This window comes from Pseudomonas sp. NFPP24 (genome assembly GCF_900112095.1).
GTDB lineage: Bacteria > Pseudomonadota > Gammaproteobacteria > Pseudomonadales > Pseudomonadaceae > Aquipseudomonas > Aquipseudomonas extremorientalis.
In genome coordinates, this window is sequence record NZ_FOKD01000014.1 from 84693 (window position 1) to 103072 (window position 18380).

Genomic DNA, 18380 nt, shown 5'->3' on the forward strand with positions numbered 1-18380 from the left:
CTAAATGTGGGAGCGGGCTTGCCCCCTCCCACATTGGTTTTGTGGTGTTGGTGAGATCTAACGCGGCTCGATGTGCGCGATCATCAACTGCACGGTTTCATTCCCGCGAAACTCGTTCACATCCAGCTTGTAGGCCAATTCCACCCAACGCACCGTCGGGTTCGGCCAGACCTCACGGTCCACGCCAAATGCAATGCCATCCAGCTTCACCGACCCGCACTCGCTCTTGAGCACGACCTTCAGGTGCCGCTCCCCCACTACGCGCTGCTCCACCAACTGAAACACGCCATGGAACAACGGCTCAGGGAAGTGCTGCCCCCACGGCCCGGCGTGCCGTAGCGCACGGGCCAGCTCCAGGTGAAACTCTTCCACTGCCAGGGTGCCATCAGACAGCAGGCGCCCGGTCAGGTCTTCTTCGCGCAGTTGCCGACGCACTTCGGCATCGAAGGCTTCGGCGAACAGCGGGAAGTTTTCCTCGGGCAATGTCAGCCCTGCCGCCATGGCGTGACCGCCGTACTTGCTGATCAGGTTCGGATGCTGGCTGGCGACCACCGCCAGGGCATCACGGATATGAAAACCCTGCACAGAGCGCCCAGAGCCCTTGAGCAAACCGTCGCCAGCGTCGGCGAAGGCAATGGTTGGGCGGAAATAGCGCTCTTTCATGCGCGACGCCAGAATCCCGATCACACCTTGGTGCCATTCCGGGTCGAACAGGCATAAACCGTAGGGCATCGACTCCACCGGCAAGTCCTTGAGCTGGGCCAGGGCTTCGCGCTGCATGCCTTGCTCGATGGATTTGCGGTCCTGGTTCATGCCGTCCAGTTGCGCGGCCATTTCACGGGCCGCGGCCACGTCGGTGGTGAGCAGGCACTCGATGCCCAGGCTCATGTCGTCCAAGCGTCCGGCTGCGTTCAAACGCGGCCCGAGGATGAACCCCAGGTCGGTGGAGGTGATACGCGCGGCATCGCGCTTGGCCACTTCCAGGATCGCCTTGATCCCCGGCCGTGCACGACCGGCGCGGATACGTTCCAGCCCCTGATGCACCAGGATGCGGTTGTTGGCGTCCAGGGGCACCACGTCGGCGACGCTGCCCAGGGCGACCAGGTCGAGCAGTTCGCCGATATTCGGTTGTGGCTTGTTCTCGTACCAACCCAAGCTGCGCAGGCGCGCACGCAACGCCATCAACACGTAGAAGATCACCCCCACGCCGGCCAGCGCCTTGCTGGGGAACTCACAGCCGGGCTGGTTCGGGTTGACGATAGCGTCCGCCGCCGGCAACTCGTCGCCGGGCAAGTGGTGGTCGGTCACCAGCACCTGCAAACCCGCCGCCTTCGCCGCCGCCACGCCTTCGACGCTGGAGATGCCGTTGTCCACGGTAATCAGCAACTGCGGCTCGCGCTGCAGGGCCACCGCGACGATTTCCGGGGTCAGGCCATAGCCGTATTCGAAACGGTTGGGCACCAGGTAATCGACATGGGCCGCACCGAGCAGGCGCAGGCCCAAGGTGCCCACGGTGCTGGCGGTGGCGCCGTCGGCGTCGAAGTCACCGACAATGAGGATGCGCTGGCGTTGCTCCAACGCCGTCACCAACAGGTCCACCGCCGCGTCGATGCCCTTGAGCTGCTGATAGGGAATCAACCGCGCCAGGCTTTTATCCAGCTCGGCCTCGGATTGCACGCCGCGCGCAGCATAGAGGCGGGTCAACAGCGGTGGCAATTCACCGAGAAACGGCAGGACGGCAGGCAACGGGCGGGGATCGATACGCATGGGGTGACGAAAACTTCTCTTCTGATACGGAAATAAAACAGGTGACCGGCGGCGACTCAATCAACCGCGTTCGCCGACCAACCACTGCAACTGCACTTCGTGCTGGCCGCGGTCGTCGGTGACGAAGATCGTGCCTTCGCTGATCATTACATCCCACTTGATCACGCGGGGCATGTCTTTGGCCAGAGTCTCCAGGACTTCCTGCGGCACAGCGGCGATGTGTACGTTTTTCAGGTTGTTTGCCACCGGCACCACCTTGCCTTCCCACACACGCAGGCTGCCATAGGCCAGCAGGCTGGTGCGTTCGGTACGGCGCGAGCACCAGGTGAGGCGGTCGGCATCGGGCTGGCCGACTTCGATCCAGTGCAACACCCGATCATCCAGGCTTTTTTCCCACAGGGCTGGTTCGTCGACATCTGACAGGCCACGCCCGAACGACAACTGCTCGTTGTACCAGAGTGCGTAGGCCAGCAGACGCACGGTCATGCGCTCTTCGGTTTCCGACGGGTGGCGGGCGATGGTCTGTTTGACGCTCTCATACACCGAGCGGTCGAGGTCGGTGAGGTTGAGTTCGAATTTGTAGGTCGTGGACGGCTGGGCCATGAACGGGCTTCTAGAGACAGGGAAAGGCGGCCAGTCTAACCGATGACGAGGCCAATCAACGAATCCTGCGCTGCCCTGGGCTGCTCGTCTATGTTAAAAGGCATCACACCACCGCCCTGCGCAGACAAGGATCCTCATGTCGTTCAATGCCAAACCACTTGCCGGCCTGAAAGTCATCGAACTCGGCACCCTGATCGCCGGCCCGTTCGCCTCACGAATCTGCGCGGAGTTCGGCGCCGAGGTGATCAAGGTCGAATCGCCGGACGGCGGCGACCCGCTGCGCAAATGGCGCAAGCTGTACGAGGGCACGTCGCTGTGGTGGTTCGTGCAGGCGCGCAACAAGCAGTCGCTGACGCTGAACCTCAAGCACCCGGACGGCCTGGCCATTCTCAAACAACTGTTGGCGGACGCCGACATCCTGATCGAAAACTTCCGCCCCGGCGTGCTGGAAAAGCTCGGCCTGAGTTGGGAGACCCTGCATGCGCTGAATCCCAAGCTGGTGATGGTGCGTCTCTCCGGCTTCGGCCAGACCGGACCGATGAAAGACCAACCCGGGTTTGGTGCAGTCGGCGAGTCCATGGGCGGCCTGCGCTACATCACCGGTTTCGAAGACCGCCCGCCGGTGCGCACCGGCATTTCCATTGGCGATTCGATTGCCGCATTGTGGGCAGTGATCGGCGCGCTGATGGCGCTGCGTCACCGCGAGGTCAACGGTGGCCTGGGCCAAGTGGTGGATGTGGCACTGTACGAAGCCATCTTCGCCATGATGGAAAGCATGATCCCCGAGTTCGACGTGTTCGGCTTTATTCGCGAACGCACCGGCAACATCATGCCCGGCATTACGCCCTCCTCCATCCACACCAGCGCCGACGGCAAGCATGTACAGATCGGCGCCAACGGTGATGCGATCTTCAAGCGTTTCATGTCGGCCATTGGCCGTGAGGACTTGGCCAACGATCCGGTGCTGGCCAGCAACGACGGGCGTGATAGCCGCCGTGACGAGCTGTATGGGGTGATAGATCGTTGGGTGAATTCGCTGCCGCTGGACCAGGTGGTCGACCTGTTGAACAAAGCCGAGGTGCCTGCCAGCCGGATCTACAGCGCCGAGGACATGTTGGGCGACCCGCAATTCCTCGCCAGGGAGATGTTCCTCAAGGCCCGGCTTCCCGGCGGCAAGGAATTCAAGATGCCGGGCATCGTGCCCAAGCTGTCGGACACGCCGGGCAGTTGCGAATGGGTGGGGCCGCAACTGGGTGAACATAACAGCGTAGTGCTCGCTGGCCTGGGCTACGACGCGGCCGCCATTGTGCGCTTGCGCGAGGAAGGCGCGATCTGATGTCCCATTCCGCCAGGCTTTGGCACCAGATGCCCTGTGCCAGATGACTTGCCTGACAAATCGCAGGCAAAAAGAAACCCCAAAGCGTGGGGAGACACTTTGGGGTTAAACGTGGCCTACAAAGACCAGTACAGCAAGGCACAAACACCGGAGCACAATGTTTGCTCTTGCTGTTACAAAGTCTGACCGGCCGCGCTGTAGGAAGTTTCCACAGTTAAACAATTCTTCATGCGGCGGTGGCGTTGCGAGTCAGGGCTGCGTTGCGCAAGGCCGCGATGACCGAAGGCTCCAGACGTCCTTCGGCAATTTTGATGTCACGCAGCAGGCAGTCCACCACATCCACCAGTACGCGCTTGTCCATCAATTGGGCGCGGTCGACGTCACGCTCGACCACGATGGCGCCAGCAGGATTCTTCACGGTTACCAGGCACTCGTCCTGCGCACCAGAGGTGGTCAGCGTAACCTGATAAGGGCTCAGTGCTTCTTCGAGCAATAGGCTGATACTTTCCATCTCGATCACCACTCAATAGTTCGGGAACAATCGTTTCAACGGGAGCTGCATCTATCCTAAGTGACTGTTTGTGACGTAGGAAAGTTCGCTTTATCGTCTTTATGGGGCCGTCAGGGGGTGACGGATTCCAGCATGCGCTTGCAACATGACAACCTAAAAACGACGGCACATAACTGCTTACGCACTGGCAAGTCGTTTTGGGTTTTGCCCAAGGGTCAGATCAGAGGTGGATCCTTTACTCGGTGAGCGCTGGTGACGCTGCCAAGCAGATAAAAGCGCATGTCAGAAGGCCCTTACTGTGAAGGATGAAGACGATGCTGGAACACGACAAAGAGCAAGCTGCGCTAGAGAAGATTCACGCCGACATATCACGCATTTATGCGGAGCAACGCAAACTCGCTGCCGAGACCCACAAGATAACCCGTGAGAATTTCTGGTATCCATTGGGTGTCGTCATGGCCATGTTTACGGCGTTCAGCACTGTCTTGGCCATCGTGCAGAAACTACTCACGTAGCCGCGCATACCAAGCGGGGCCTGCCATAAACGAAAAACGCCGCTGCCCCAGGGAAGGGCAAGCGGCGTTTTTGTCTACGCGGTGTGCCTTACAACGGCTTACCCCGGTTGCCATGCTGGCTCACAAACGCCTGCACGGCCGTCAGGTCATTAGCCAACACCGTGCAACGCTCTTCACGCTCGAACAGGTCGGCCAGGTGCACTGGCAACTCCAGCGCCTTGCCAACACCGGCCTTCTCCACCGCTTCCGGGAATTTGACCGGGTGGGCAGTGCCCAGGATGACCATCGGGATATCCAGGCTGCGACGGCATTCACGGGCGGCCCTCACACCGATGGCGGTGTGCGGGTCGAGCAGCTCGCCGGACTGGGCATAGACGTCTGCAATGGTTTCGCAGGTCTGCGCGTCGTCCACGGCCAGGGAGTCGAACAGCTTGCGGGTTTCGGTCCAGCGCTCTTCATCCACACTGAAACCGCCGCCGCGCTTGAAGGTGTCCATCAAGCCAGCAATCGCCGCACCGTTGCGGCCGTGCATGTCGAACAGCAGGCGTTCGAAGTTGGACGAGACCATGATGTCCATGGACGGCGACAGGGTCGCGTGCAGGGTTTCCTTGACGTACTGGTTGCCGCTCATGAAGCGGTGCAGGATGTCGTTGCGGTTGGTAGCGACGATCAACTGGTTGATCGGCAGGCCCATGTTGCGCGCCAGGTAACCGGCGAAAATGTCGCCGAAGTTGCCGGTCGGCACCGAGAAAGACACTGAACGTGCAGGGCCGCCCAACTGCAGCGAGGCGTGGAAGTAGTAGACGATCTGGGCCATGATCCGCGCCCAGTTGATCGAGTTCACCGCCACCAGGCGCGTGCCTTTCAGGAAGCTCTGGTCGGCGAAGCTGTTCTTGACCATTTCCTGGCAGTCATCGAAGTTGCCTTCGATGGCGATGTTATGGATGTTCTCGCCAAAGATGGTGGTCATCTGGCGGCGCTGCACTTCCGACACGCGCTTGTGCGGATGCAGGATGAAGATGTCGACGTTTTCGCAGTGCTTGCAGCCTTCGATGGCCGCCGAACCGGTATCACCGGAGGTGGCGCCGATGATCACCACGCGCTCGCCGCGCTTCTCCAGCACATAATCCAGCAGACGACCCAGCAGTTGCAGGGCGAAGTCCTTGAACGCCAGGGTCGGGCCGTGGAACAACTCCAGGACCCATTCGTTGCCGTTCAGTTGGCGCAGCGGTGCAATGGCGTTGTGGGAAAACACGCCGTAGGTTTCTTCGAGGATCTTCTTGAAATCGGCGTCCGGAATGCTGCCGGTGACGAACGGGCGCATCACGCGGAACGCCAGTTCGTGGTATGGCAGGCCAGCCCAGGATGCGATTTCCTCTTGGGTGAAACGTGGCAGGTTTTCCGGCACGTACAGGCCGCCGTCCGTGGCAAGGCCTGCCAGCAGGACGTCTTCGAAATTCAGGGCCGGTGCCTGGCCGCGGGTGCTGATATAACGCATGACTGGCTCCTCTAGAGCATTCTTGAACAAGGGCCGCCGAACCTGCGGGGCCCTTGCCGCAAAACCATTAGTTCAGGTGTTCGACGCGGATCCGCACCACCGGCCCGACCACGCCTTGCAGGGCTTCCAGGGCGGCGATGGCATCGTTGATATGCTGTTCGAGCACGCGATGGGTGAGCAAGATCATCGGCACCTGGCCGTTTTGCTCCTCGACTTCCTTCTGCATGATCGACTCGATGTTGATACCGCGCTCAGACAGGATGCTCGCCACCTGGGCCAGTACGCCCGGGTGATCCTGGGCCTGGATGCGCAGGTAGTAGGCGCTTTCGCAGGCTTCGATCGGCAGGATCGGGTGGGCCGACAGCGAATCCGGCTGGAACGCCAGGTGCGGCACACGGTTTTCCGGGTCGCTGGTCATGGCGCGGACCACGTCCACCAGGTCGGCGATCACCGACGAAGCGGTGGGTTCCATGCCGGCACCGGCGCCGTAGAACAGGGTCGAACCGGCCGCATCACCGTTGACCATTACGGCGTTCATCACGCCATTGACGTTGGCGATCAGGCGGTCGGCCGGGATCAGCGTCGGGTGTACCCGCAGTTCGATACCGGCCGGGGTGCTGCGCGCCACGCCCAGGTGCTTGATGCGGTAACCCAGGGCTTCGGCGTAGTTCACATCGGCGGTGGTCAGCTTGGTGATGCCTTCGGTGTAGGCCTTGTCGAACTGCAGCGGAATACCAAAGGCGATGGACGCCAGGATGGTCAGCTTGTGCGCGGCGTCGATACCTTCCACGTCGAAGGTCGGGTCGGCTTCGGCGTAACCCAGGGCCTGGGCTTCGGCGAGGACGTCTTCGAAGGTCCGGCCCTTCTCGCGCATTTCGGTGAGGATGAAGTTGCCGGTGCCGTTGATGATGCCGGCCACCCAGTTGATGCGGTTCGCGGACAGGCCTTCACGGATCGCCTTGATCACCGGAATGCCACCAGCCACCGCAGCCTCGAACGCCACGATCACGCCCTTCTCACGGGCCTTGGCGAAGATTTCGTTGCCGTGCACCGCGATCAGTGCCTTGTTGGCAGTGACCACATGCTTGCCGTTTTCGATGGCCTTGAGTACCAACTCGCGGGCCACGGTATACCCGCCCACCAGTTCGATCACGATATCGATTTCAGGGTTGGTGGCAACGGCGAAGACATCGTTGGTCATCGCAATACCGGTCGTTTCGAACTGAGGCTTTGGCGAACGCGTGGCAATTTGTGCCACTTCAATCCCACGCCCTGCACGGCGGGAAATCTCTTCAGCGTTACGCTGAAGTACGTTGAAGGTGCCGCCACCGACGGTCCCTAACCCACAGATGCCTACTTTGACCGGTTTCACTGAAGAACTCCCCATGAAACGGCCGACACGAGGTCGGCCGTGGAAAACAGCCGCACGACTGCGGCTTTCAATTAGTGGCCTGTCGACTTATCCACAGGCCATGATCGTCAAAGGTTCGACGATGCTGGTTTATTTGGCACTCAGCGCCAGTTTCGCAACTTGTGGTGCCGGCTGGTAGCCCGGAATCACTTGGCCGTCAGCCAAAACGATGGCCGGTGTGCCGTTGACGCCGATGGACTGGCCCAGGGCGAACTGCTTGGAGACCGGGTTGGCGCATTTGGCAGCCTTGATTTCCTTGCCGTCGACCATCTTGTCCATGGCCGCTTTTTTGTCGGCCGAACACCATACGGCTTGCAACTGTTCGTCACCCGGCGAACCCAGGCCCTGGCGCGGGAACGCTACGTAGCGTACTTCCACGCCCAGCTTGTTCAGCGCAGGCACTTCGGCGTGCAGCTTGTGGCAATACGGGCAGGTGGTGTCGGTGAACACGGTGATGTGGGTCTTGGTCTCACCGATAGCCGGGTACACCACGGTCTCGGCCACTGGAATGCCATTGATCAGCTTGGAAACACCCAGGCGTTCGGCTTTTTCAGTCAGGTTGACCGGCTTGCCGTCCTTCAACTGGAACAGGTAGCCCTGGACGATGTACTGGCCATCGGCACTGGCATACAGCACGCGGCTGCCCTTGAGCTTGACTTCGTACAGGCCGGCCATCGGGCTGGCGCTGATGCTCTCGATCGGGGTGTCGAGTTGCAGGTTGGCCAGGCTCTTGCGGATGGTCTGCTCGGCAGCGTCATCGGCGAAGGCAAAGGTGGAAACCAACGCAATGGCTGCGGCGGCAATAATCTGGGTCAAGCGCATGGGAACTCCTGAAGGCAGATGCAGGGACGCGCAGTGACACTGCCTGGAAACACAGGTCTGGGTCGTCCCCTTTGCTAACCGGCAAAGCCTACCACAGTTGGGCCGCAGGGCAGCCCGCGGCCGGATAAATTGGACGTTTTCAGCCTCGCGGGTGGTGCTTGGCGTGCATATCCTGCAAACGCGCGCGCGCCACGTGGGTGTAGATCTGGGTGGTGGATAAGTCGCTGTGGCCGAGCAGCATCTGCACCACACGCAAATCCGCACCGTGGTTGAGCAAATGCGTGGCGAATGCATGGCGCAGTGTGTGCGGCGACAGCGCCTTGCCGATCCCGGCGACCTTGGCCTGGTGCTTGATGCGGTGCCAGAAGGTCTGGCGAGTCATCTGTTCGCCACGCAGGCTGGGGAACAGCACATCGCTTGGGCGCCCACCGAGCAGTTCGCCTCGAGCATCGCGCATGTAGCGCTCGACCCACACAATCGCCTCCTCGCCCATCGGCACCAGCCGTTCCTTGCTGCCCTTGCCCATTACCCGCAACACGCCCTGGCGCAGGTTGACCTGCTCCAGCGTCAGGCTGATCAGCTCGGTCACCCGCAGGCCACAAGCGTAGAGCACTTCGAGCATGGCGCGGTCACGCTGACCGATGGCTTCGCTGAGGTCGGGGGCGGCGAGCAACGCCTCCACGTCGGCTTCCGACAGGGATTTGGGCAATGGCCTGCCAAGTTGTGGCATATCGACTTGCAGGGTGGGGTCGAGGGCGATCAGCTTTTCCCGCAGCAGATAGCGATAAAAACCACGCACACCAGAGAGGAATCGCGCGGTGGAACGTGGCTTGTAGTTCTGCTCCAGACGCCAGGCCAAGTGGTCGAGGATCAGCTCGCGGCCGGCGTTGATCAGTTCGAGGTTTTTCTCCTGCAACCAGCCATTGAACAGCGCCAGGTCGCTGCGGTAGGCCTGACGGGTGTTGTCCGACAGGCCTTTTTCCAGCCACAGGGCGTCGAGGAAACGGTCGATCAGGGGGTGGTCAATGGCAGGCATAGGGGCTCGAACAGAAAAGTGGGAGAGGCTGCTGGCATCCTATCTCGGACCTCAAATCGCAGGCACAAAAAAGCAGCCCGTAGGCTGCTTTTTTCTGCATCGGAAAGCTGGACTTAAGCCAGTTTTTCCTTGATGCGAGCTGCTTTACCGGACAGGTCACGCAGGTAGTACAGCTTGGCTTTACGTACGTCACCGCGACGCTTGACGGCCATGCTGTCGATTTGCGGGCTGTAGGTCTGGAAAGTACGCTCTACGCCAACACCGTTGGAGATTTTACGAACAGTGAAAGCACTGTTCACACCACGGTTACGCTTGGCGATTACCACGCCTTCGAACGCTTGCAGACGCGAACGGTCGCCTTCCTTCACTTTCACCTGAACGACAATGGTGTCGCCTGGGGCAAAGGTAGGGATCTCTTTGGTCATCTGCTCTGCTTCGAGTGCAAGGATGATTTTGTTAGTCATGCTGTGCTCCTAAGGTAAGTCAATGGACCTACCATCGATACGTTGTTAACTATCGTCCCGCGCGAGGATGTATTCCTCGAGCAGCTTCTTCTCTTCTCCAGAAAGCGAGCGGCTTTCCAGAAGATCGGCGCGTCGTTCATAGGTCCGACCAAGGGACTGCTGTAAACGCCAACGCCGGATGTGTGCGTGATTGCCACTTAGCAATACGTCGGGAACACGCTGATCCGCATACACCTCCGGTCGGGTGTAGTGCGGGCAATCCAGCAAACCATCCGTGAAGGAATCTTCCTCCGCAGAGTCCACATGCCCTAAAGCTCCAGGCAGCAGTCGTGTAACCGCATCTATCAGGACCATCGCCGGCAGCTCGCCACCGGACAGGACATAGTCCCCAATCGACCACTCTTCATCGACATGAGCTTCAATAAAACGCTCGTCAATGCCTTCATAGCGACCGGCAATCAGGATCAGTGCTTCCTCATTCGCCAGTTCGCGGACCCCAGCCTGTTTCAGCTGACGGCCTTGAGGGGACAGGTAAATCACCTTCGCCTTCTCCCCGGCGGCGGCCTTGGCCTGAACCAATGCGTCTTCCAGGGGCTTGATCTTCATCACCATGCCCGGGCCACCGCCAAATGGGCGATCGTCCACAGTGTGATGTCGATCCGTCGTGTAGTCTCGCGGGTTCCAACAGGTGAGCTGCAACAGCCCCTGTTTCACCGCCCGACTGGTGATGCCGTACTCGCTGATGGCGGAAAACATCTCGGGAAACAAACTGATCACTTCAATGCGCAAATTAGCCACGCTTAGAAGTCCGCGTCCCATTCCACCTTCATCTCGCCCGCTGCCAGGTCGACGGCCAACACACATTGCTCGGTATACGGCAACAGGCGTTCGCGATCATCCAGGCTGCCAGCGCAAGGCTTGACCACCATTACATCATTGGCGCCGGTTTCCAGAAGATGATCGATTTTCCCGAACAGTTGCCCGAGTTGATCAATAACCTTCAGACCTTCCAGCTGGTACCAGTAGTACTCGCCGTCGGTCAATTCAGGGAACAGGTTGCGCGGCACGCAGATCTCATAACCGGCCAGAAGACGAGCTTCTTCACGATCATCAAGACCCTTGAGCTTTGCGACCAGGAACTTGTCGCTCCCGCGTCCACTGACCAGCTCGACCTGTTTCACACTACCCTCGCGCTTGAGCGTCCAGGTTTTGTACTGCAACAGGTTTTCAGTCGGATCAGTAAAGGAATACACCTTCACTTCGCCGCGAACGCCATGAACCGAGTAAATCTTGCCGATAACGATCAAATCATCAGCAACAGCTGGCGTCGCGTTCATATTGCTCAGGCTGCGGCCTTAGCCGAGTCCTTCAACAGTTTTGCAACGCGCTCGGATGGCTGTGCACCCACGCTCAGCCAGTAGGCTACGCGCTCTTGGTTCACGGACAGACGAACTTCTTGACCACGAGCAACAGGGTTGAAGAAACCAACCTGTTCCTTGTGCGAACCGTCGCGCGGGTTGCGGCTGTCGGTTACGGTCAAGTGGTAAAACGGGCGCTTTTTGGAGCCGCCAAGGGCAAGACGGATTGTTAGCATGTGAACATCGTTCCTGTAGTCGGTGCTGCAAATCTAAATGCACAGCGGGCATAGGTGCCCGAAAGGCCGCATATTCTAAGGAATATCCGGACTTTTGCAAATGTCTTTTTCCGGCGCCTATCAGCGTGCCATCCAGATTTGCTATAGAGCCGTCGGTTAAAACGGCGAGTCAGCGCCCGCCAACGGCGGGTTTGCTGGAGATCCCACATCCCTGTGGGTCGGAGCAGGAGCTGGGCCCCCGCTCGAATTCTTTACATCTTGGGCATGCCACCGCCGGGCAACATACCGCCCATGCCGCGCATCATCTTGGCCATACCGCCCTTGGCGGAGAACTTCTTCATCATCTTCTGCATCTGCTTGTGCTGCTTGATCAAGCGACCGATGTCCTGCACCTGGGTGCCGGAACCCATGGCGATCCGACGCTTGCGCGAACCGCTGATCAGCTCAGGGTCGCGGCGCTCGGCCGGGGTCATGGAGTTGATGATGGCTTCCATCTGCTTGAACTGCTTCTCTGCCGCGCCCTGGGCATTGCCCATCTGCGCCAGGTTCACACCGCCGATGTTCGGCAGCTTGTCCATCAGGCCGCCGAGGCCGCCCATGTTCTTCATCTGTTGCAGTTGATCGCGGAAGTCTTCGAGGTCGAAGCCCTTGCCCTTCTTCAGCTTCTTGGCCAGCTTGTCGGCCTTGTCCTTGTCGAGGGTGGCTTCGGCCTGTTCGATCAGGCTGAGCACGTCGCCCATGCCGAGGATGCGCGAGGCGATACGCTCCGGGTGGAACGGTTCGAGCGCTTCGCTCTTCTCGCCCATACCGATGAACTTGATCGGCTTACCGGTGATGGCACGTACCGACAGCGCGGCACCGCCACGGGCGTCGCCGTCGACCTTGGTCAGAATCACGCCGGTCAGCGGCAGTGCGTCGCCGAAGGCCTTGGCGGTGTTCGCCGCGTCCTGGCCGGTCATGGCGTCGACCACGAACAGGGTCTCTACCGGGTTGATCGCGGCATGCAGCGCCTTGATCTCGCCCATCATCTCTTCATCGATGTGCAGGCGACCGGCGGTATCGACGATGACCACGTCGATGAACTTGAGCTTGGCTTCTTTAATGGCGGCGTTGGCGATGTCGACCGGCTTCTGGCTCAGGTCGGACGGGAAGAAGGTCACGCCCACTTCGCCTGCGAGCATTTCCAGCTGCTTGATGGCCGCCGGACGGTACACGTCGGCCGACACCACCATCACAGACTTCTTCTTGCGCTCTTTAAGGAAGCGCGCCAGCTTGCCGGCGGTGGTGGTCTTGCCCGCACCTTGCAGACCCGCCATCAGGACGACGGCCGGCGGCACGGCGCTGAGGTTCAGGTCTTCGTTGGCCGCGCCCATCAGGCTTTCGAGTTCGGCCTGGACGATCTTCACAAACGCCTGGCCCGGGGTCAGGCTGCGGGACACTTCGGTGCCCACCGCGCGCTCTTTGACCGAGTTGACGAAGTCTTTCACCACCGGCAAGGCCACGTCGGCTTCCAGCAACGCCATGCGCACTTCACGCAGGGTGTCTTTAATATTGTCCTCGGTCAGCTTGGCCTTGCCGGTAACGTGGCGCAGCGTCTGCGAGAGACGGTCAGTCAGATTTTCAAACATGCGCGATCCTTTCAGGCCCTATTCATAGACCGAGGTAATGGCGGCCCAGGCTGTGGTAAATCGCTATTAAAAACAGCGCTCGGCGAGCCTGCGGCGTGGGCAGGTCGCGGATTATAGCGAAGACTGCGTCCATGCACACCCGCTGTCTGGCCCGGGAGTCTTTCGTGTTGCGCGGGGGTATGCCAAACTCAGCGCCTTTCGGGCTTGCCTAACAGGATTTATGCTCCCTTTGTCACCCAGTTTGCTACCCAGCCTCGCCGCCGCCATCTTGTACGCCGCTGCGACCGTCTATCAGGGCACTCGTCTGGCCCAGGGCACCAAGGCGGACAAACGCCTGTTGGTAGGCCTTGGCGTCCTCGCCTTGCTCGCCCATGCCGCGAGCCTGTTCACGCACTTGATGACGCCGGTCGGCCTGGCCTTGGACTTTTTCAGCGCCGCCAGCCTGATCGCCGCAGCCGTTATCGCGCTGACACTGATGGCCTGCTACCGGATCCCGGTCGAGAACCTGCTGGTACTGCTCTTCCCGCTGGGCATGCTGACGGTGCTGCTGGCGCAATTCGCGCCTACCGGTACGGTGCCGGTGATCGATGAAGAACCGGGCATCCTCGCCCACATCCTGCTGTCGATCCTGGCCTATGGCATGTTCACCATCGCAGTGTTCCAGGCCTTGCTCCTGTTGCTGCAGGACCACCAGCTCAAGCACAAGCACCCGTCCGGGCTGATCAAGAACTTCCCGCCGCTGCAAACCATGGAAAGCCTGCTGTTCGGCTTCCTGTGGGCCGGCTGGACCTTGCTCTCGCTGTCGCTGATCTCCGGCTGGCTGTTCTTCGAAAACCTGTTCGCCCAGCACCTGGTGCACAAGACCCTGCTGGCCTGCCTGGCCTGGATCGTGTTCAGCGTCCTGCTGTGGGGCCGCAACCGCCTCGGCTGGCGCGGGCACAAGGCGATCCGCTGGACCCTGGCCGGTTTCTGCCTGCTGATGCTGGCCTATTTCGGCAGCAAGCTGGTTCGCGAATACATCCTGCATATCTGACGGGCGGCGATCATGGACAACTTGCCCCTGGAGCCGATGCTCGCGGTAATCGCCCTGCTGGTGTTATGGGCCGCGCTGTTTACTGCCATCGAAGCCGCCCAGCAACACTTGCTGGCCCTGCGCCCCGGAACACGCCAGGGCGACAAGGCGGCCACCCGCCTGAGCTTTCCGCGTAACAGCCTGATCCTGTGCAACAGCCTGTGTCGCGCCGCCGTGGTCATCCTGTGCACGCTGCTGGCCATATACGCCTGGGCGCAGAACGGGCCGTGGCTCGGCTGGCTGATCTCCTGCGCGACCCTGTTGATCCTGGCCGACTACCTGCCCCGCGCCCTGGCCACCCGCTATCCGCAAGCGGTACTGGGCTTCGGCAATACGCTGCTGGGCGTGCCACTCAAAATCGTCTACCCCCTGGCCTGGCTGCTCAATGGTATCAGTCTGTTGCTGCTGCGCCCGTTCGCGCGCAAGACCGGCGTGGTGAAGAAGAGCGACGAACCGCTGCCTGACCATGATGACGAACCCGAACCCGAGATCGCCGAAGGCCGTACCCCCGGCATGCCGGGCATCCACGCTCTGGACAACATCACCGTCAACGACATCCTGGTGCCCCGCAGCGAAGTGGACGGCATCAACCTGGATGACTCGATCGAGGAGATCATCGAGCAGCTGCGCACCTCCCAGCGCACGCGCCTGCCGGTGTTCCACAGTGATATCAACCAGGTCGAAGCCGTGCTCAACACGCGGCAGATCCAGCACCTGTTGCCCGACGCGAGCCTGACCAAAGAGGCGTTGCTCGCGGCCTGCCACGAGCCCTACTTCGTCCCGGAAAGCACTCCGCTGCAACTGCAACTGCTGAATTTCCACAAACAGCAGCGTCGCCTGGGCATGGTGGTGGATGAATACGGCGAAGTACTCGGCATCGTGACCCTGGAAGATATCCTCGAAGAAATCGTCGGTGAATTCGAAAGCGAACAGAGTGCGGACAACCCGCATATCGAAGCGCAACCGGATGGCCGCTACATCATCGACGGCGCCGCCTCGATCCGCGAATTGAACAAGAGCCTGAACTGGCACCTGCCCAGCGACGGCCCCAAGACACTCAACGGCCTGGTCACCGAGGCGCTGGAGACCATTCCGGATTGCGCGGTGTGCCTGAAAATAGGCCGCTACCGCCTGGAAATCCTCGAGACCGAGGACAACCGGGTGAGCAAGGTGCTGATCTGGCATACCAGCCGGATGCCGGTCGCCGCTTAGTTCCCAGACAAAACACAACCACATAATGTGGGAGGGGCTTGCCCTTCCCACATTTTGACTTGTTGTGTGTTCAAACCCCTTCCTATAATCGGGACGGCTTACCAGAGCCCCGCCCGACCGCGTGCTACCCGCACTGAACGCGTCCAGGCACCGCTTTACAGTGTCTGACCGGTGTTCGCTCCCATCCCGAGCCGCCCCGCGCACAACCCTGATCCATGGGTGTTCGACCAATAATAATCCGCGTCCAAACGCGCACTGACCGTCAGGGATATCGCCATGAGCACCACCTACAACGAGGCCGCACCTGCTGCCGCCCCGACCAACTCGACCGCACGGGTCGCCACGGCGAGCATCGTCGGCACCGCCATCGAGTTCTACGACTTCTATATCTACGCCACGGCTGCTGCGCTGGTGATCGGCCCGGTGTTCTTCCCGCAGACCTCCGGCACCGCGCAGATGCTGGCGTCATTCCTGACCTTCGGTATCGCCTTCATCGCCCGCCCACTGGGGTCGGCGCTGTTCGGCCACTTTGGCGACCGTATCGGGCGCAAATCGACCCTGGTGGCCTCGCTGCTGCTGATGGGCGTGTGCACCACGCTGATCGGCTTGCTGCCCGGTTATGACAGCATCGGCGCCTGGGCGCCGATCCTGTTGTGTGTACTGCGTTTCGGCCAGGGCCTGGGCCTGGGCGGCGAATGGGGCGGCGCGGCGCTGTTGGCGACCGAGAATGCGCCCAAGGGCAAACGCGCCTGGTTCGGCATGTTCCCGCAACTCGGCCCTTCGATCGGATTCCTGGCAGCCAACGGCTTGTTCCTGATCCTGGCCATGAGTCTCAGCGATGAGCAATTCCGCAGTTGGGGCTGGCGCATCCCGTTCATCCTCAGCGCGGCGCTGGTGATGGTAGGCCTGTACGCGCGGCTGAAGCTGCACGAAACGCCGGTGTTCGCCAACGCCGTCGCCCAGCAAGCGCCGGTCAAAGTGCCGTTGGTGGAGCTGTTCAGCCAACACTGGCTGCCGGTGTTGCTGGGCGCTGCGTCGATGGTGGTGTGCTACGCGCTGTTCTATATCACCACGGCGTTTTCCCTGAGCTATGGCGTGTCGACCTTGGGCTACAGCCGTGAAACCTTCCTCGGCCTGCTGTGCTTCGCGGTACTGTTCATGGGCTTGGCAACGCCGCTGGCGGCGCTGGCCAGTGATCGTTATGGGCGTAAGCCGGTGCTGATCGCTGGTGCAGTCCTGGCGATTCTGTCGGGCTTTACCATGGAGCCATTGCTGACCCACGGTTCGACCTGGGCGGTGGCGCTGTTCCTGGCGCTGGAGCTGTTCCTGATGGGCGTGACGTTCGCCCCGATGGGCGCGCTGCTGCCGGAACTGTTCCCGACCCGCGTGCGTTATACCGGCGCTTCGGCGGCGTATAACCTGGGTGGGATTGTCGGGGCATCCGCCGCGCCGTTCTTCGCGACCAAGCTGGTGGCGATGGGTGGGCTGAGTTATGTCGGTGGGTATGTGTCGGCGGCAGCGTTGCTGAGCTTGATTGCGGTGCTGTGCCTGAAAGAGACGCGGGATAATGATTTGAATCGCGTGGGCTGATAGACCGCTATCGGGGGCAAGCCCCCTCCCACATTTGAATGTATTCACAAATCTAACTCTGTGAACTGGATCAAGTGTGGGAGGGGGGCTTGCCCCCGATGCTTTTAGAGCTCTACCACCACTGCCTGGGAAGCCCGGGTCGCCTTGGTACGGGCCGCTTCAATCGACTCATCCCGCGCCAACGCCACGCCCATGCGGCGCTGGCCATTCACTTCGGGCTTGCCGAACAGGCGCAGCGCGGTATCAGGTTCGCTCAACGCGGCGCCGAGGTTGGCGAACGCCGTCTGGGTCGACTGCCCTTCCACCAGGATCACCGCCGAGGCCGAAGGCCCGAACTGACGGATCAACGGGATCGGCAGGCCCAGGATGGCGCGCGCGTGCAGCGCAAACTGCGACAGGTCCTGGGAAATCAGGGTTACCAAACCGGTGTCATGCGGGCGCGGCGACACTTCGCTGAACCACACCTGATCCCCCTTGATGAACAACTCCACGCCAAACAGGCCACGGCCACCCAGGGCCTCGGTCACCGCCTTGGCAACGCGCTCGGATTCCGCCAGGGCAATCGGGCTCATGGCCTGTGGCTGCCAGGATTCCTGGTAGTCACCCTTCTCCTGACGGTGGCCGACGGGCGCGCAGAAGGTGGTGCCGCCGATGTGACGCACGGTCAGCAGGGTGATTTCGTAATCGAAGTCGATAAAGCCTTCGATGATCACACGGCCTTTACCTGCACGGCCGCCTTCCTGGGCGTAGTCCCAGGCTTTCTGCACGTCATCGACGCTGCGCAGCAGGCTCTGGCCCTTGCCCGACGAACTCATCACCGGCTTGACCACGCACGGGAAGCCCAGGTCCTGCACGGCCTTGCTGTAGTCTTCGAAGGTATCGGCGAAGTGGTACGGCGAGGTTGGCAGGTCCAACTCTTCGGCGGCCAGGCGGCGGATGCCTTCACGGTTCATGGTCAGCGAGGTGGCGCGCGCGGTCGGGATCACGGTGAAGCCTTCGGCTTCCAGTTCCACCAGGGTGGCGGTCGCGATGGCTTCGATTTCCGGCACGATGAAGTGCGGCTTTTCCGCCTCGATCACCGCTCGCAGGGCGGCGCCGTCGAGCATGTTGATCACGTGGCTACGGTGCGCAACCTGCATGGCCGGCGCGTTGGCGTAGCGATCCACGGCAATCACTTCAACGCCCAGGCGTTGCAGCTCGATTACCACTTCCTTGCCCAGCTCACCGCAGCCACACAGCAAAACGCGGGTCGCGGTTGGCGACAATGGAGTTCCGATTCGGGTCATCTCAGGTCCTCAGGGGAGCGGATCATTGGGAGAAA

Annotated in this window: 18 protein-coding genes; 5 read left to right on the plus strand and 13 right to left on the minus strand. The window is 61.0% G+C overall.

Going from position 1 to position 18380, the window contains the following annotated elements; translation table 11 throughout:
* Positions 1 to 57: 57 nt before the first annotated feature.
* Both recJ and BM026_RS25105 read right to left on the minus strand, forming a co-directional pair.
* A complete protein-coding gene (gene recJ, locus BM026_RS25100) occupies positions 58 to 1767 on the minus strand; it encodes a single-stranded-DNA-specific exonuclease RecJ (RefSeq protein WP_071489291.1) in 1710 nt (569 codons plus the stop codon).
* Between the two features lie 60 nt (positions 1768 to 1827).
* Entirely contained in the window at positions 1828 to 2370 is a 543-nt protein-coding gene (locus tag BM026_RS25105; protein WP_032858231.1) for a YaeQ family protein, read from the minus strand.
* Positions 2371 to 2506: 136 nt separating this feature from the next.
* Between BM026_RS25105 and BM026_RS25110 the strand changes: the two genes are divergently transcribed.
* A complete protein-coding gene (locus tag BM026_RS25110) occupies positions 2507 to 3706 on the plus strand; it encodes a CaiB/BaiF CoA transferase family protein (protein ID WP_093513892.1) in 1200 nt (399 codons plus the stop codon).
* 226 nt (positions 3707 to 3932) lie between these two features.
* On the opposite strand, the gene BM026_RS25115 is transcribed toward BM026_RS25110, so the two are convergent.
* Complete coding sequence (locus BM026_RS25115; RefSeq protein ID WP_092246752.1) at positions 3933 to 4217, minus strand: DUF3509 domain-containing protein; 285 nt, start codon at positions 4215 to 4217, stop codon at positions 3933 to 3935.
* A 314-nt stretch (positions 4218 to 4531) separates the two neighbouring features.
* Here BM026_RS25115 and BM026_RS25120 point away from each other — a divergent pair, with 314 nt between their 5' ends.
* Positions 4532 to 4732, plus strand: a complete 201-nt coding sequence (locus BM026_RS25120) for a hypothetical protein (protein WP_092246749.1) — start codon at positions 4532 to 4534, stop codon at positions 4730 to 4732.
* Between the two features lie 88 nt (positions 4733 to 4820).
* Here the strand turns inward: BM026_RS25120 and thrC are convergent, their stop codons facing one another.
* The 9 genes from thrC to ffh form a co-directional block, all read right to left on the minus strand.
* Positions 4821 to 6230 (minus strand): threonine synthase, encoded by a 1410-nt coding sequence (gene thrC / locus BM026_RS25125; RefSeq protein ID WP_092246747.1) that lies wholly within the window; start codon positions 6228 to 6230, stop codon positions 4821 to 4823.
* A gap of 67 nt (positions 6231 to 6297) precedes the next feature.
* Entirely contained in the window at positions 6298 to 7602 is a 1305-nt protein-coding gene (locus BM026_RS25130; protein ID WP_071489287.1) for a homoserine dehydrogenase, read from the minus strand.
* A gap of 129 nt (positions 7603 to 7731) precedes the next feature.
* Positions 7732 to 8463, minus strand: coding sequence for a thioredoxin fold domain-containing protein (locus BM026_RS25135; RefSeq protein WP_010207987.1), 732 nt, complete (start codon positions 8461 to 8463; stop codon positions 7732 to 7734).
* A gap of 139 nt (positions 8464 to 8602) precedes the next feature.
* Positions 8603 to 9499 (minus strand): site-specific tyrosine recombinase XerD, encoded by an 897-nt coding sequence (xerD, locus tag BM026_RS25140; protein WP_093125056.1) that lies wholly within the window; start codon positions 9497 to 9499, stop codon positions 8603 to 8605.
* A gap of 113 nt (positions 9500 to 9612) precedes the next feature.
* Positions 9613 to 9963, minus strand: coding sequence for a 50S ribosomal protein L19 (gene rplS, locus BM026_RS25145; protein WP_003175895.1), 351 nt, complete (start codon positions 9961 to 9963; stop codon positions 9613 to 9615).
* A gap of 45 nt (positions 9964 to 10008) precedes the next feature.
* Positions 10009 to 10782 (minus strand): tRNA (guanosine(37)-N1)-methyltransferase TrmD, encoded by a 774-nt coding sequence (gene trmD / locus BM026_RS25150; RefSeq protein WP_016971933.1) that lies wholly within the window; start codon positions 10780 to 10782, stop codon positions 10009 to 10011.
* The gene (gene rimM / locus BM026_RS25155; protein WP_053135622.1) at positions 10764 to 11300 is read right to left on the minus strand and encodes a ribosome maturation factor RimM; all 537 of its coding nucleotides are present in this window, start codon (positions 11298 to 11300) and stop codon (positions 10764 to 10766) included. The genes trmD and rimM overlap by 19 nt, the downstream gene beginning before the upstream one ends.
* 5 nt (positions 11301 to 11305) lie before the next feature.
* On the minus strand, positions 11306 to 11557 hold the full coding sequence (gene rpsP / locus BM026_RS25160; protein ID WP_003175899.1) for a 30S ribosomal protein S16: 252 nt from the start codon (positions 11555 to 11557) through the stop codon (positions 11306 to 11308).
* A 251-nt stretch (positions 11558 to 11808) separates the two neighbouring features.
* Positions 11809 to 13185: a signal recognition particle protein gene (gene ffh / locus BM026_RS25165; RefSeq protein WP_003193965.1), complete on the minus strand. Its 1377-nt coding sequence runs from the start codon at positions 13183 to 13185 to the stop codon at positions 11809 to 11811.
* 220 nt (positions 13186 to 13405) lie between these two features.
* Between ffh and BM026_RS25170 the strand changes: the two genes are divergently transcribed.
* The 3 genes from BM026_RS25170 to BM026_RS25180 all read left to right on the plus strand — a co-directional run bounded on the left by BM026_RS25170 (position 13406) and on the right by BM026_RS25180 (position 17059).
* The gene (locus tag BM026_RS25170; protein WP_071489286.1) at positions 13406 to 14218 is read left to right on the plus strand and encodes a cytochrome C assembly family protein; all 813 of its coding nucleotides are present in this window, start codon (positions 13406 to 13408) and stop codon (positions 14216 to 14218) included.
* Between the two features lie 12 nt (positions 14219 to 14230).
* A complete protein-coding gene (locus BM026_RS25175) occupies positions 14231 to 15469 on the plus strand; it encodes a transporter associated domain-containing protein (RefSeq protein ID WP_093125051.1) in 1239 nt (412 codons plus the stop codon).
* 276 nt (positions 15470 to 15745) lie between these two features.
* On the plus strand, positions 15746 to 17059 hold the full coding sequence (locus BM026_RS25180; protein WP_093513889.1) for an MFS transporter: 1314 nt from the start codon (positions 15746 to 15748) through the stop codon (positions 17057 to 17059).
* Positions 17060 to 17163: 104 nt separating this feature from the next.
* Here BM026_RS25180 and purT read toward each other — a convergent pair whose 3' ends face one another.
* Positions 17164 to 18345: a formate-dependent phosphoribosylglycinamide formyltransferase gene (gene purT, locus BM026_RS25185; RefSeq protein WP_093530467.1), complete on the minus strand. Its 1182-nt coding sequence runs from the start codon at positions 18343 to 18345 to the stop codon at positions 17164 to 17166.
* Between the last annotated feature and the right edge of the window lie 35 nt (positions 18346 to 18380).

Excerpts from the sequence above, each read along its gene's own strand:
- BM026_RS25110 (WP_093513892.1), top strand. The coding sequence starts at position 2,507 with ATGTCGTTCAATGCCAAACCACTTGCCGGCCTGAAAGTCATCGAACTC.
- BM026_RS25170 (WP_071489286.1), top strand. The coding sequence starts at position 13,406 with ATGCTCCCTTTGTCACCCAGTTTGCTACCCAGCCTCGCCGCCGCCATC.
- BM026_RS25135 (WP_010207987.1), bottom strand. The coding sequence starts at position 8,463 with ATGCGCTTGACCCAGATTATTGCCGCCGCAGCCATTGCGTTGGTTTCC.
- rimM (WP_053135622.1), bottom strand. The coding sequence starts at position 11,300 with ATGAACGCGACGCCAGCTGTTGCTGATGATTTGATCGTTATCGGCAAG.
- purT (WP_093530467.1), bottom strand. The coding sequence starts at position 18,345 with ATGACCCGAATCGGAACTCCATTGTCGCCAACCGCGACCCGCGTTTTG.
- trmD (WP_016971933.1), bottom strand. The coding sequence starts at position 10,782 with ATGGGACGCGGACTTCTAAGCGTGGCTAATTTGCGCATTGAAGTGATC.
- BM026_RS25115 (WP_092246752.1), bottom strand. The coding sequence starts at position 4,217 with ATGGAAAGTATCAGCCTATTGCTCGAAGAAGCACTGAGCCCTTATCAG.
- rpsP (WP_003175899.1), bottom strand. The coding sequence starts at position 11,557 with ATGCTAACAATCCGTCTTGCCCTTGGCGGCTCCAAAAAGCGCCCGTTT.
- recJ (WP_071489291.1), bottom strand. The coding sequence starts at position 1,767 with ATGCGTATCGATCCCCGCCCGTTGCCTGCCGTCCTGCCGTTTCTCGGT.
- xerD (WP_093125056.1), bottom strand. The coding sequence starts at position 9,499 with ATGCCTGCCATTGACCACCCCCTGATCGACCGTTTCCTCGACGCCCTG.
- BM026_RS25120 (WP_092246749.1), top strand. The coding sequence starts at position 4,532 with ATGCTGGAACACGACAAAGAGCAAGCTGCGCTAGAGAAGATTCACGCC.
- BM026_RS25175 (WP_093125051.1), top strand. The coding sequence starts at position 14,231 with ATGGACAACTTGCCCCTGGAGCCGATGCTCGCGGTAATCGCCCTGCTG.
- BM026_RS25105 (WP_032858231.1), bottom strand. The coding sequence starts at position 2,370 with ATGGCCCAGCCGTCCACGACCTACAAATTCGAACTCAACCTCACCGAC.
- ffh (WP_003193965.1), bottom strand. The coding sequence starts at position 13,185 with ATGTTTGAAAATCTGACTGACCGTCTCTCGCAGACGCTGCGCCACGTT.
- rplS (WP_003175895.1), bottom strand. The coding sequence starts at position 9,963 with ATGACTAACAAAATCATCCTTGCACTCGAAGCAGAGCAGATGACCAAA.
- thrC (WP_092246747.1), bottom strand. The coding sequence starts at position 6,230 with ATGCGTTATATCAGCACCCGCGGCCAGGCACCGGCCCTGAATTTCGAA.
- BM026_RS25180 (WP_093513889.1), top strand. The coding sequence starts at position 15,746 with ATGAGCACCACCTACAACGAGGCCGCACCTGCTGCCGCCCCGACCAAC.